Raw genomic sequence first — 12,153 nt, forward strand, 5'->3', positions numbered from 1 at the left:
CCGGAGGACCGGGCGGCCATTCTCCTGGAGCCATCAACGGCAGAAACCCCATCAGCCACACCCGGTCCTCCCGGACCGCCCAACATTCTTAAGGAAGCCCCATGCGCAGCAGACCGTTCACGGGCCTGGTCGCCGTCGCGGCCGTCGCGGCCCTGACCGCCACCGCATGCACCGCCCAGAGCCAGGCACAGGAAAAGCCCAAGGAAAAGGCCGCGCTCTTCAAGCCCGGCTCGGAGATCAGCTATCAGAAGTACGGCAAGGACTACCCGGCGACGAAGGTCAAGGACGTCCCCGGACCCTGCAGCTATGAGTCGATCAGCCGCAAGGACTACTCCGGACAGACACTGAAGATCATCAGCCACGCCGTTCCCGTCATCGGCGAGCCGACCCAGCTGCACGCCAAGCAGTTCGAGGAGATCACCGGCGGGAAGGTCGAGGTGGTCAACGTCCCCTTCGGCGAACTGCACCAGAAGATCCTCACGCCCCTGCAGGCGGGCCAGCCGGCGTACGACGTCATGTTCTACCCGTCCCTGTGGATCGGCGACATGGCCCCGTACCTGCAACCGGTGCCGAAGGCGTACCTGGACACCCCCGGCATGAAGGACGTCACCAAGGCCTACATGGACGTGGCGACCTGGAACGGGAAGGTGGTGCAGTACCCGGTGGACGGTGACCGGCACTACCTCAAGGTCCGCACCGATGTGCTGAAGGACCCCAAGCGGCAGGCGGAGTACAAGCGGGCCACGGGCAAGGACCTGGAAATCCCCAAGACGTGGGCCGAGTACCAGCAGATAGCCAAGTTCTTCAGTGGCAAGGACCTCGACGGTGACGGCAAGCCCAACTACGGCAGTGCCGAAGTGACCAAGCGCGACGACCTGACCTTCTCCGCGTTCATCAGCCGTGCGGCGCCGTACGTGAAGAACCCGGGCGTCAAGGGCGGAGTGTTCTTCGACGTCAAGACCATGAAGCCGCTGATCAACACGCCGGGCTTCGTCCGCGCCCTGGACGACATGGTCAAGGCCAAGTCGACCTGGGCACCCGGTGGCGCCAACTTCGGTCTGGGAGACGAGATCTTCTCCTTCGGAGGCGGCCAGACGCTGATGTCCTATTCGTGGGACGACGCCTTCATCCAGGCCCAGCAGCCGGACAGCAGGATCCGCAACAAGGTTCAGGCCGCACCGCTGCCGGGCTCCGCGGAGGTCTACAACCGGACCACGAAGTCGTGGGAGAGGAAGGCGAATCAGGCGCCCTACTTCACGTGGGGATGGACCTCGGCGGTGGCCAAGGCCTCGCGCCACCAGCAGATGGCCTTCGACTACCTGTGCTTCTTCAGCAACGAGGCCAACGCCGCCCTCGACCTGACCATCGGCCGATTCGGTGTCAACCCCTACCGCAACGCCCACTTCGACCCGGCGTTCTGGGAGAAGCAGGGCTGGGACAAGGACGTCGCCGAGTCATACGTGCGCACGCTCTCCGGCATGGAGAAGAGCAACAACCGCGTCTTCGACCTGCGCGTTCCCGGTGTCAACCAGTACATGTCCGCGCTGGCCAACGGTGTCGCCGCGGCACTGGCGGGCCAGGAGTCCCCGCAGCACGCACTGGACGGCGTGGCCCGGGAGTGGTCCAAGATCACCGACCAGATCGGCAAGGACAAGGTCCAGAGCGCCTATCGCAACGTGGTCGCGCTCGAGGACAACTCCTGATCCGACCGCAGGACGCCCCGGGTGGCCGGCCGTTCCGGTCCGGCCACCCGGGGGCGCCCGCTCCCTTCCGCGAGGAGAACCATGGACGGCCTGCGCCGGCACAAGAGCATGTTCCTGCTGCCGGGACTGCTCACGCTCTTTCTGATCATCATCTTCCCGCTTCTGTTCACCATCCGCGTCAGCTTCTCCGGCTGGAACGTCAGCAACCCTCGGATGAACTTCATCGGAGGCGCCAACTACACCGCGATGCTGCACGACAGCCGGTTCTGGGCCTCCATCACCCGGCTGGTCCTGCTGGCGGGCGGCACGGTCCTGATCCAGTACGTCATCGGGTTCGGTATGGCCCTGCTGGTCTGGCGCAACGTACGCGGCCGCAGATTCTGGCGGGTGCTCTTTCTCGTCCCCATGATGACCACGCCCGTGGTCATGGCCGCCATCTGGCAGACGATCTTCCATGAGTCGCTGGGGCCGGTGAACGATCTGCTGGGGATGCTTGGCCTGACGAAGATTCCCTGGCTCACCGAGTCCGGTCCGGCGCTGGTCGCGCTGATGACCGTCGAGGTCTGGCAGTGGACTCCCTTCATGTTCCTGCTGCTGCTGGCGGGCCTGCTGAGCCTGCCCAAGGAACCGTTCATGGCCGCCGCGATCGACGGCGCCGGCACCTGGCGCACCTTCTGGAAGGTGACGTTCCCGCTGATGGCACCGGTCTCGGTCGCGGCGATCATCATCCGGCTGATCGAGGCGTCGAAGCTCTCCGACAGCGTCTACGTACTGACGTCCGGCGGGCCGGGGTCCTCCACGGAGACGCCGGGTTACTACCTGTACATCCAGGGGCTCCGCGATCAGCAGACCGGCTACGGCGGGGCGATGTCCCTGACCTACCTCGTCCTGATGATCGGCACGCTCACGCTCGTCGCCGCTCTGCTCACCAGGGCCTTCAAGCTGAAGGGGGACTCATGAGGTCGCGCCTTTATCCCGTGTTCAAGTACACCGTGATCGCCCTGTGGGCCTGCTTCGTCGCGGGACCGTTCTTCTGGGCGATGACGACCAGCTTCAAGGACGCCAACGCCGTCCAGGGCGGTCCCACCTACATCCCCTGGGTGCAGTACAAGCCCACCCTCACCGGCTGGCGCAACATCTTCGGCGGAGCCGGCGGTATCGATGTGATCGATCCCTTCGTCAACAGCGCGATCATCACCATCGCCGCTTCCGCCATCAGCCTGGCCCTGGGGTCCCTGGCCGCCTACGCGCTGTCCCGGTACCGGTTCAGGCTGGGCTTCATCAAGAACAGCGACATCGTCTTCTTCTTCGTCTCCCAACGGATCATGCCGCCCGTCGTCCTGGTGATCCCCTTCTTCTACCTCCTGCAGTGGGGCGGCCTCCTGGACAGCATCCCGGGCCTGGTCATCGTGACGGTCGCGCTGCTGCTGCCGATCGCGGTCTGGGTGATGGTGGACTTCTTCAACGGCATCCCCCGGGAGATCGACGAGATGGCCATGCTGGACGGCTGCCCCCCGTTCCAGACCTTCGTACGGGCGATCCTGCCGAACTCCCTGCCCGGGCTGACCGTGGCGGCGATGTTCTGCGCCGTGTTCGGCTGGAACGACTTCTTCTTCGCCTTCCGGCTGACCTTCACCGAGGTCCAGACGCTGCCCCAGGCGGTCGTCGCCCTCAACTCCTCCATTCCACCGTGGTGGACGCTGTCCGCCGCCGCGCTCTTCGGCGTGGCACCGCTGGTCCTGCTCGCCCTCTGGGTGGAGCGCTATCTGTCCAAGGGGAACCTGTCGGGAGCGGTCCGATGAACCTCAGCGCCACTGATCTGTGCCTGACCGTCGACGGCGTCGACCACCTCAGAAACGTGACCGCCACTTTCCAGCCGGGACGGCTCCACACCGTCATCGGCCGGACGATGGCCGGGAAGACGACGCTCCTGCGGGCCTTGGCCGGGCTGCAGAAGGTGGACTCAGGCTCGCTGACCCGGGCGGGATCCGACTTCCTGAGGACGCCGGTGTGGCGGCGCGACACCGCCATGGTCTACCAGCAGTTCATCAACTACCCGCATCTCAACGTGTTCGACAACGTGGCCTTCCCGCTGAAGCGGGCCGGGCTGTCACGGGAGGAGATCCAGCGACGGGTCCGGCAGAGCCTGGCGAGCGTGGGGCTCGCGGACTTCGAGAGGCGCAAGCCCTCCCAGCTCTCCGGCGGCCAGCAGCAGCGCGTCGCGATGGCTCGCGCCCTGGCCCGCGGTACCGGCATCCTCCTGCTCGACGAGCCACTGGCGAACCTGGACTACAAGCTGCGCGAACAACTGCGCGACGAGTTCAAGGCCCTCTTCTCGGACCGCGGCGACACGATCGTCGTCTACACGACCACCGAACCCGCCGAGGCCATGATGCTCGGGGACGTGGTCCTGGTCATGCACGAGGGGCGGATCCTCCAGACCGGCACCCCGCAGGAGGTCTTCGAACGCCCGGCGACCACCACGGTGGCGTCCATCATCAACGACCCGCCCATGAACATCTTCCCGGGCCGGCTCGAGGGGGGCCAGGTCACCGTGGCCGGCTTCCAGGCCACACACGTCTCCGCGCACCTGGCCGACCTGCCCGACGGTGCCTACCAGTTCGGCCTGCGCGCCACCGACGTCAGCCTGGCCTCCGGCGGGGTCGAGGGCGAGGTCACCTTCGTGGAGATCTCCGGCTCCGAGACCTTCGTCCATGTGGTCGTCGGCGAGACCCCGTTCGTCGTACAGATCGAGGGCATCCACGACGTCGCCCTCGGCGACCTGGTCAGGCTGCGGCTCCGTCCCGACCGGCTGTTCGCCTTCGACGAGCAGGGGACGCTCGTGCGGACACCTTCATACGACCTCGCTTCAGTGGAAGGGCGCTGACATGGCGCAGTTGGACATCGTCGACGTAGGACACGCGTACGCGCCGGGTGCCGAGGAAGAGCGGTGGGCCCTCAAGCCGCTGAACCTGACCTTCGAGTCCGGCAGGACCTATGCGCTGGTCGGACCCTCCGGCTGCGGCAAGACGACGCTGCTGAACATCCTCTCCGGCCTGGTCATGCCCTCCCGGGGACGGGTGTTGTTCGACGGCGTCGACGTCACCGCCCGGCCCACGAAGGCACGCAACATCGCCCAGGTCTTCCAGTTCCCCGTCATCTACAAGTCGATGACGGTCTACGACAACCTCGCCTTCCCGCTGCAGTGCCGGCGCTGGGACAAGGCGCGGATCGACGCCAAGGTACGGCACGTCGCCGAGGCCCTGGACCTGCACGACCGGCTCAGGCAGCCCGCTCGCGGGCTCACCGCCGACGACAAGCAGCTGATCTCGCTCGGCCGCGGCCTGGTCCGGGACGACGTGGCGGCCGTACTGATGGACGAGCCGCTCACTGTCATCGACCCGCAGCTGAAGTTCTCGCTGCGGCGCAAGATCCGTGAGATCACCGAGCAGTTCCGGCCCACGGTGATCTACGTGACGCACGACCAGTACGAGGCGATGAGCTTCGCGCAGGAAGTGCTGGTCATGAAGGACGGCCGCGCCGTGCAGCAGGGCACCCCCGAGCAGCTCTTCGAGGCGCCCTCCTCCACCTACGTCGGCTACTTCATCGGCTCACCGGCGATGAACTTCCTGACCGTGGACCGCAGCGACGGGCGCTTCGCGCTGGGCGGCCGGACGCTGTCCGTTGCCTGGGACATCCCCCAGAGCACGACCGAGATCCAGGTCGGCGTCCGGCCCGAATACGTCAAGGTCGTCCCGGAGCCCGGCCCCAACACCTTCTCCGGCCGGCTGCGGGGCGTCAGCGACCACGGCGCGCAGCGCGTGCTCGAGGTCGAGGTCGCCGGGCAGCTCGTCAGGACCAAGACGCCACGGGAGGAAGGAGTTCCGGTCGGCGAGGAGGTGTTCGTGCACCTGCCGCGCGCCAAGGTCCTTCCGTACGCGGACGGCCAGTTGGTACTCCGTCCGTAACGACCGTCGTATGCCCCCCCCGCCCCCGGCCCGCCCCACCACGGCGGGCCACCCATGAGGCGGCACCCCGCGGCGCCTGGGGCGCCTGGGGCGCCGCGGCCGTACGGCGGAGTGCCGCGACGCGTCTGCTGTCGTGGGTCGGCGAGCCGACGACGGCCCATCGAGATCGTACGATCCGCCGTACGCAACGCCTGTTTGATGCAGGACGCACAGACATCAGCGAAGGAATCCCATGATCTTCATTACCGCCAAGTTCCGGGTCCGTCCCGAGCACGCCGACCGCTGGCCCGAGATCGCCGCCGACTTCACCCGGGCCACTCGCGCCGAGCCCGGCTGCCTGTGGTTCGACTGGTCGCGCAGCATGGAAGACCCGACGGAGTACGTCCTGGTCGAGGCCTTCCGCGACGACGAGGCCGGGGCCGCGCACGTGCAGTCCGCGCACTTCAAGGCTGCGCAGCAGACGCTGCCGCCCCATCTGGCCGAGACGCCGCGCATCGTCAACGCGACCGTTCCGCAGGACGACTGGTCGCTCCTCGGGGAGATGGCGGTCCCCGGACAGGAGTAGCGCCCTGTACGGACGCATCCTCACCGGGCGTCAGCGAGCAGTGCGCTCACGGTACGACCGCTGCGGCTCCCCGCTCCGTCCGCTGCGGGTGCGGGGGCACGGCAGGGCGAGTGCGGTCATTCCCAGCGCAAGGCCGAGCAGATTACCGGCGATGTCCTGGGCGTCGGCGGCGCGCAGCAGCCACGGCACGGCGTACTGAACGGCCTCGATACCGAACGGCAGCGCGGCGGCGGCCGCTGCCACAAGCATGGCACGTGTTCTCGGCCGGATCTGGGCGATGGACACCCCCAGCGGGACGAACAGCGCGACATTCAGGCTCTGCTGGTTGACGGTGGCCAGTTCGGCAGGTCGGGGCACGTGCCAGCTCGTCTGCCAGGCCGGATCGGCGTAGCGAAGGTTGTCCATGTAGTGGACGTCGAGGTTCGGAAGCAGGGTGAGCGTGACGATGCCGCCGAGTGAGAGCACCAGGAGGAAAGCGGTGAACGGGGCGACGCCGAGCCGATGGCCGAGCCGGTGGCGGCACAGCAGTGCGACCAGGACGGAGAGCAGCGTCCCGGGCCAGAACAGCGGGGTGGCATGCAGAACTGCTTCGATCACGGAAGGTCCCTTCGGGTCGACAGCGGTGGGAGCCGGTGCGGGTCGGCGTCACGGCTCAGGGGGCGGCGGGGCCTTCGACAGGACGGCCTGCGCGGTCGAACGGCCAGGCGTTGGGCGTGCAGCCGTGCAGTCCCTTGATCTGCTGCATCATCACGGGAGCCGGGTGACCCGGGCCGGGACAGCGCTGGTGGCCGCGGCCGAGGCGATGGCCGACTTCGTGGTTGACGATCAGCGCGTGATAGGTGGCGGACCGGCCCCGGTAGAAGGGGCTGAGCAGCAGCCAGCGCTTGAGGTTGACCACGACATCGGTACCGCCCTGGCAGTTGACCTCGCCGCCGGTGTCCAGGCCGAAGCGGGCGCAGAGCCGGTCCGTCGTGGCGGGAGAGGCCAGGTGCACCGCGAAGTCGTACGGCGGCCGGTCTACGCGTTGGAACGCGGTGCCGCTCGCGGTCCAGCCACGCGGGTCCGCCAGGCTGCGGTCGACCTCCCCGGCGAACGCCTGCGGATCGTGGCCGGTGCCGTCCTCGACGTCCACGATGTAACGCAGCGGCTTGCCGTCGCCGGACACGGCCGAGCTGCCGGTGGCCCGGGTGAACGTGCCCCTGCCGTCTCGCGGGACCTCCCCGGCCGGGGCGACGGTGCTGCCGGGCGACGCGGCGGCCTGCCCTCGGCCGTCGTCATTCCCGGCCACGGCGTACAGGCAGGCGAGGAGCGCTCCCAGCACGACGACGGGCAGGACGGCGGTACGCCACGGATGTTCTTTGGTTGAACGGCGGTGCCTCATACGGCCATTGCACCGACCCGGGCGTGAACCGGGCGTGAGCGTCGGCTCTCACGGCCGCCTCGTCCCGGTGCTGCCTGCTCGGGCCGGCAGTGTCACGCACACGGTCAGCCCTCCCCCGGGGCGCGGCGCGGCGGCCGCATCGCCGCCATGGGCCTGGGCCACGGCCCGTACGATGGACAGGCCCAGGCCGCTGCCGCGCGCCGATCCGATCCGGTCGGTGAGGCGGCGGAAGGGCTCGAAGAGCACGGGGATCTCATGCGCGGAGATCACCGCCCCGGTGTTGGTCACCTCGACCTGCGATCCCCGCGCGCCGTGCCGCGTGGTGACCTCAAGGTGGCCGCCGCGCCGGTTGTGGCGCATCGCGTTCTCCACCAGGTTGCGGATGAGTTGCTCCAGCAGGATCGGGTCGCCGACGGTGGGCGCGGGAGCGAGCCGCTGTGCCATGCGCACCTCCCCCTGTGCCGCCTCCGGTCCGGCCGCCTCGATGACGGCCGCGCAGATGTCCGCCAGGTCCAGCGGAACGCGGTCGGTCAGCGCATCCTCGGCACGGGCGAGGGTGAGCAGGGCATCGATGAGGCGCTCGTGACGGGCGTTGACGGCGAGGAGATGGGCACCCAGCTGCTGGACTTCGGGCGGCACGTCGCGCTGGTTCATCGCCACCTCGACCAAGGTACGGTTGATGACCAGTGGAGTCTTCAGCTCGTGAGCCGCGTTGGCGATGAAGCGTTCCTGGCCCGCGAAGGCACTGTCGAGCCGGTCGAGCATCTGGTCGAAGGCGTCGGCCAGCCGCTTCACCTCGCCCGGAGGAATGTCGAGGGCGATGCGCCGGTGGAGGGTCCGCCCGGCGATGCGCTCGGCGGTGGACGTGATCTGGTGCAGGGGGCGCAGCAGCCGTCCGGACACGAGCCAGCCGGCCGTCGTGGCGAGCACACCCACCACCAGGACGGTCAGACCGCCCTTGGTCAGCAGGTTCCTGCGCATCGAGTCCATGATGATGCTCTTGGTGCCTGCGTCACTGTCGGATGCGTGGTCGGGCGAGAAGACGAGGTCCAGGCTGTACTGCATGCTGTTGCGCACCAGGATGACGGCCCCCGCGAGGACGGCCGCTGCGGCGACGAAGAACAGCAGGCCGAACACCGCGGTCAGGCGCAGCCGCAGACTCCCGCGCCAAGAGGAGCCGGGTCGTGCGGCGGGGTCCGTCCGCGGACTCTGTGCGCTCATCGGACGCGGTATCCCACACCGGTGACGGTCTCCACGACCTGCGGTTCGCCCAGTTTGCGGCGCAGCCCTCGTATGGTGACGCGGACGATCGTGGTGAACGGGTCGATGTTCTCGTCCCAGACGCGTTCCAGCAGCGTCTCCGCCGAGACCGGAGCACCGGCCGCGCGGAGCAGCTCCTCCAGCACCGCGAACTCCTTTCGCGACAGGGCGACGTGGCGGCCGTCGCGGTACGTCTCACGCAGATGGGGATCGAGCCGGATGCCCGAGCGCTCCAGTACCGGCGGCTGCGGGGGCCGCGCGCGGCGGCCCAGTGCACGGATGCGAGCGACCAGTTCGGCGAAGGCGAAGGGCTTGGCGAGGTAGTCGTCGGCACCGATGCTGAGCCCGGCGACCTTCTCGGCGACGGTCGTCGACACGGTCAGCATCAGGATCCGCACGTCGGTGCCGGAGGCGACGGTGCGCCGGCACACCTCGTCACCGTGCAGCCTGGGCAGGTCACGGTCGAGCACCAGCACGTCGTACGCGTTGACGGCCAGGCGTTCCAGGGCCGCCTCCCCGTCGTGTACGACGTCCACCGCGAACGTCTCCTGCCGCAGTCCCCGGGCAATCGCGTCGGCAAGCATCTCCTCGTCCTCCACGACCAGAACCCGCATGCCGTCCTCACCCCTCGTCCCCCGCCGTCGTGCTCCGGGTGCTCGCGGCGGGCGAGCACCCGTACCCGTACACAGGAGACGGCGCGGAGGGAACACGCGTTCACTCGCGCGCTTGACACGAAATAATTAGCGCGCAAATAATTAGCGCACTAACTCTTCACCCTCGGAGGTCCCCGTGGAACTCGTGCCTGGAAACAGCCTGATCACCGCCACTCCCGAGGAGGGCCGTGCCCTCGCCGTCAAGCTGGCCCGGTTGTCGGTGAAGGCCACACAGCCCGACGGCGACGTACGCCAGCGGCTGCGCCCGGTGTACGCGGAGAACGCGGACAGCCTGATCGCCGTGGCGCAGGTCGTCGCCACCGAGTTCGCCACCATCGCGGCAGCCAACGGGTACTGGCGCTGATGGAGCCCGGCATGAAGGCCCACCGGCTGTCCGAGCAGCCCTGCTTCACCCTGTACAGCGTGGTCAACGCCATCACACGGGCATATCGCCCCCTGCTCGATCCCCTGGGGCTCACCTATACGCAGTACATCGCGATGATGTCGCTGTGGGAGGACGACGGAGTGGATCTGCGCACCCTCGCCGAGCGCACGCATCTCGATCCGCCGACGCTGACCCCGGTGGTCAAGCGGCTGGAGGCCAAGGGTCTGGTCAGCCGTGTCAGGGCAGCCCACGACGAGCGGCGGCTGGTGCTCACCGTCACCGAAGCGGGGCGGCAACTGCAGCACGAGGCACGGAACATCCCCGAGACGATGCTGTGTCAGGTGGGTCTGTCCGCCGAAGAAGAACGGCAGTTGCGCGCGATGTGCGAACAGATCCGCCGCACGCTCGCCGACGACGCGCCTGCCGCCGTCCTGGAAACGAAGGTGGAGCAGTGAAGGACTATCAGGCCATCTACGTGGACGGCCGCTGGCGGACACCGCGGCAGAAGACGGTCCTGGAGGTGGAGAATCCCGCCACCCAGGAGGTCATGGGCACCGTTCCCCTGGCGTCGGCCGGTGACGTGGCCGAGGCCGTGCGCGCGGCACGCCGTGGGTTCGACATGTGGTCGCGTACCCCCGTGACGGAACGCCTCGGGTACCTGTCCCGGCTGCGGGATGCGCTGACCGCGCGGCACGAGGAGCTGGCGCACACGATCGTGGCCGAGGTGGGGGCCCCGATCTCCTTCGCCCGCACCGTCCAGGCGGGTGCACCGCTGGCCCTGGTGACGTCCTACCTCGAGCTGCTGCCCGAGTTCGACTTCGCCGAACGCCTGGGCGGCAGCCAGGTGATCAAGGAGCCGCTCGGCGTCGTCGGCGCCCTCACGCCGTGGAACTACCCGCTGTTCCAGGCCGTTGCGAAAGTCGTTCCAGCGCTGGCAGCCGGATGCACCGTCGTGCTCAAACCGGCCGAGGCCGCACCGCTGTCGGCGTACCTGCTCGCCGAGGCGCTGGTCGACGCAGGACTGCCGCGTGGAGTGTTCAACCTCGTACCCGGGTCGGGACGCGGCGCCGGCGAGGCCCTGGTGACACACCCGGACGTGGACGTCATCTCCTTCACCGGCTCCACCCGCACCGGGCGCCGGGTGGCGGAGCTGGCCTCCGGCACGGTCAAGCGGGTCGTCTCCGAACTCGGCGGCAAGTCACCCAGCATCGTCCTGCCGGACGCGGACCTCCCCCAGGCGGTCACGGCCACCGTGGCGAGCGCGTTCGCCAACTCGGGTCAGACCTGCACCGCATGGACCCGCCTCCTGGTGCACACCAGCCAGTACGACGAAGCCGTCGACCTGGCAGCCAAGGCCGCCGACAACTGCGTCGTGGGCGATCCGCTGTCCGAGCAGACCACGATGGGACCGCTGATCTCCCACGAGCAGCGGCAGCGCGTACGAAGCTACATGGCCGAGGGACTGTCCGACGGAGCCCGCCTGGTGACCGGCGGCCCGGAAGCTCCCGCCGGACTCGACACGGGCTACTACGTGCAGCCGACCGTCTTCGCCGACGTCCGGCCGGACATGTCCATCGCCCGTCAGGAGATCTTCGGCCCCGTGCTCTGCATCCTTCCCTACACCGACGAGGAGGACGCCGTACGCATCGCCAACGACTCCATCTACGGGCTCTCCGGAGCCGTCTGGTCCGCCGACCCCGAAAGAGCCGCAGCGATCGCCCGCGGGATCCACGCCGGCCAGATCCAGATCAACGGCACGCAGATCGACCTGCTCGCTCCGTTCGGCGGCTGCAAGCAGTCCGGCAACGGCCGCGAACTCGGCCGCTACGGACTGGAGGAGTTTCTGCAGACCAAGGCCATCCACGCCTGAACGTGGATCCGACGGCGAATCGGGCCCGCAGCTCCGGGGATCGCGGAGCTGCGGGCAACGGCCGGACAGAGCAGACCGTGAACGCGATCGTCACGGCAGCAGCCGATCCGCTGAGGCAGTCGCCACCCGCACGGTGCGACAACGCGGCCGGCGAACCGGGGGCGAACAGTCGCAGGCCCAGCAGGCGCCGGCAACCGGGTCCGCGAGGCAGTGCCGCCCTGCGGCTCCCGACCCGGTACGTCCGCGGGCGGCGATCTGTTCGAAACCGGGATCTTCCCGATCAGGCCCCGCCGTACGACTTGAGGGTCCGCAGCACGTCGTGGTGGACAGGATGCTCCTGCAGCCCGACGGCGGCTGCCCCGGCGGGG

Annotated in this window: 13 protein-coding genes; 9 read left to right on the plus strand and 4 right to left on the minus strand. The window is 68.6% G+C overall.

Features of this window, described 5'->3' with window-relative positions; all coding sequences use genetic code 11:
• The first annotated feature begins 101 nt into the window (after positions 1-101).
• The 6 genes from ACZ7GZ_RS37150 to ACZ7GZ_RS37175 all read left to right on the plus strand — a co-directional run bounded on the left by ACZ7GZ_RS37150 (position 102) and on the right by ACZ7GZ_RS37175 (position 6,236).
• Positions 102-1,703, plus strand: coding sequence for an ABC transporter substrate-binding protein (locus ACZ7GZ_RS37150; protein WP_471031354.1), 1,602 nt, complete (start codon positions 102-104; stop codon positions 1,701-1,703).
• A gap of 81 nt (positions 1,704-1,784) precedes the next feature.
• Positions 1,785-2,663, plus strand: a complete 879-nt coding sequence (locus ACZ7GZ_RS37155; protein WP_471031357.1) for a carbohydrate ABC transporter permease — start codon at positions 1,785-1,787, stop codon at positions 2,661-2,663.
• Entirely contained in the window at positions 2,660-3,505 is an 846-nt protein-coding gene (locus ACZ7GZ_RS37160; protein WP_471031359.1) for a carbohydrate ABC transporter permease, read from the plus strand. Before ACZ7GZ_RS37155 ends, ACZ7GZ_RS37160 begins: the two co-directional genes overlap by 4 nt.
• Positions 3,502-4,590, plus strand: coding sequence for an ABC transporter ATP-binding protein (locus tag ACZ7GZ_RS37165; RefSeq protein WP_471031362.1), 1,089 nt, complete (start codon positions 3,502-3,504; stop codon positions 4,588-4,590). The genes ACZ7GZ_RS37160 and ACZ7GZ_RS37165 overlap by 4 nt, the downstream gene beginning before the upstream one ends.
• 1 nt (position 4,591) lies before the next feature.
• Complete coding sequence (locus tag ACZ7GZ_RS37170) at positions 4,592-5,671, plus strand: ABC transporter ATP-binding protein (protein WP_471031363.1); 1,080 nt, start codon at positions 4,592-4,594, stop codon at positions 5,669-5,671.
• 232 nt (positions 5,672-5,903) lie between these two features.
• Positions 5,904-6,236 (plus strand): putative quinol monooxygenase, encoded by a 333-nt coding sequence (locus ACZ7GZ_RS37175; RefSeq protein ID WP_471031366.1) that lies wholly within the window; start codon positions 5,904-5,906, stop codon positions 6,234-6,236.
• Between the two features lie 30 nt (positions 6,237-6,266).
• Here ACZ7GZ_RS37175 and ACZ7GZ_RS37180 read toward each other — a convergent pair whose 3' ends face one another.
• From ACZ7GZ_RS37180 to ACZ7GZ_RS37195, 4 genes are read right to left on the minus strand one after another with little or no spacing between them, the layout of a single operon-like run.
• Positions 6,267-6,833 (minus strand): VanZ family protein, encoded by a 567-nt coding sequence (locus ACZ7GZ_RS37180; RefSeq protein WP_471031367.1) that lies wholly within the window; start codon positions 6,831-6,833, stop codon positions 6,267-6,269.
• Between the two features lie 55 nt (positions 6,834-6,888).
• Positions 6,889-7,617 (minus strand): DUF3152 domain-containing protein, encoded by a 729-nt coding sequence (locus ACZ7GZ_RS37185; protein WP_471031369.1) that lies wholly within the window; start codon positions 7,615-7,617, stop codon positions 6,889-6,891.
• A 48-nt stretch (positions 7,618-7,665) separates the two neighbouring features.
• Entirely contained in the window at positions 7,666-8,838 is a 1,173-nt protein-coding gene (locus ACZ7GZ_RS37190) for a sensor histidine kinase (RefSeq protein WP_471031372.1), read from the minus strand.
• Complete coding sequence (locus ACZ7GZ_RS37195) at positions 8,835-9,491, minus strand: response regulator transcription factor (RefSeq protein WP_471031373.1); 657 nt, start codon at positions 9,489-9,491, stop codon at positions 8,835-8,837. Before ACZ7GZ_RS37195 ends, ACZ7GZ_RS37190 begins: the two co-directional genes overlap by 4 nt.
• Before the next feature lie 175 nt (positions 9,492-9,666).
• Here ACZ7GZ_RS37195 and ACZ7GZ_RS37200 point away from each other — a divergent pair, with 175 nt between their 5' ends.
• The 3 genes from ACZ7GZ_RS37200 to ACZ7GZ_RS37210 are packed head-to-tail and all read left to right on the plus strand — an operon-like array spanning position 9,667 to position 11,785.
• Positions 9,667-9,894: a hexameric tyrosine-coordinated heme protein gene (locus tag ACZ7GZ_RS37200; protein WP_471031374.1), complete on the plus strand. Its 228-nt coding sequence runs from the start codon at positions 9,667-9,669 to the stop codon at positions 9,892-9,894.
• A gap of 11 nt (positions 9,895-9,905) precedes the next feature.
• The gene (locus ACZ7GZ_RS37205) at positions 9,906-10,370 is read left to right on the plus strand and encodes a MarR family winged helix-turn-helix transcriptional regulator (protein WP_471031377.1); all 465 of its coding nucleotides are present in this window, start codon (positions 9,906-9,908) and stop codon (positions 10,368-10,370) included.
• Positions 10,367-11,785, plus strand: a complete 1,419-nt coding sequence (locus tag ACZ7GZ_RS37210; RefSeq protein WP_471031379.1) for an aldehyde dehydrogenase family protein — start codon at positions 10,367-10,369, stop codon at positions 11,783-11,785. Before ACZ7GZ_RS37205 ends, ACZ7GZ_RS37210 begins: the two co-directional genes overlap by 4 nt.
• Positions 11,786-12,153: the final 368 nt, after the last annotated feature.

This window comes from Streptomyces sp. NPDC037288 (assembly GCF_055603265.1).

What these genes read in the sequence shown, in the direction of transcription:
- ACZ7GZ_RS37190 (WP_471031372.1), bottom strand. Translation starts at nt 8,838, where the DNA reads ATGAGCGCACAGAGTCCGCGGACGGACCCCGCCGCACGACCCGGCTCC.
- ACZ7GZ_RS37160 (WP_471031359.1), top strand. Translation starts at nt 2,660, where the DNA reads ATGAGGTCGCGCCTTTATCCCGTGTTCAAGTACACCGTGATCGCCCTG.
- ACZ7GZ_RS37175 (WP_471031366.1), top strand. Translation starts at nt 5,904, where the DNA reads ATGATCTTCATTACCGCCAAGTTCCGGGTCCGTCCCGAGCACGCCGAC.
- ACZ7GZ_RS37185 (WP_471031369.1), bottom strand. Translation starts at nt 7,617, where the DNA reads ATGAGGCACCGCCGTTCAACCAAAGAACATCCGTGGCGTACCGCCGTC.
- ACZ7GZ_RS37150 (WP_471031354.1), top strand. Translation starts at nt 102, where the DNA reads ATGCGCAGCAGACCGTTCACGGGCCTGGTCGCCGTCGCGGCCGTCGCG.
- ACZ7GZ_RS37165 (WP_471031362.1), top strand. Translation starts at nt 3,502, where the DNA reads ATGAACCTCAGCGCCACTGATCTGTGCCTGACCGTCGACGGCGTCGAC.
- ACZ7GZ_RS37195 (WP_471031373.1), bottom strand. Translation starts at nt 9,491, where the DNA reads ATGCGGGTTCTGGTCGTGGAGGACGAGGAGATGCTTGCCGACGCGATT.
- ACZ7GZ_RS37205 (WP_471031377.1), top strand. Translation starts at nt 9,906, where the DNA reads ATGAAGGCCCACCGGCTGTCCGAGCAGCCCTGCTTCACCCTGTACAGC.
- ACZ7GZ_RS37155 (WP_471031357.1), top strand. Translation starts at nt 1,785, where the DNA reads ATGGACGGCCTGCGCCGGCACAAGAGCATGTTCCTGCTGCCGGGACTG.
- ACZ7GZ_RS37170 (WP_471031363.1), top strand. Translation starts at nt 4,592, where the DNA reads ATGGCGCAGTTGGACATCGTCGACGTAGGACACGCGTACGCGCCGGGT.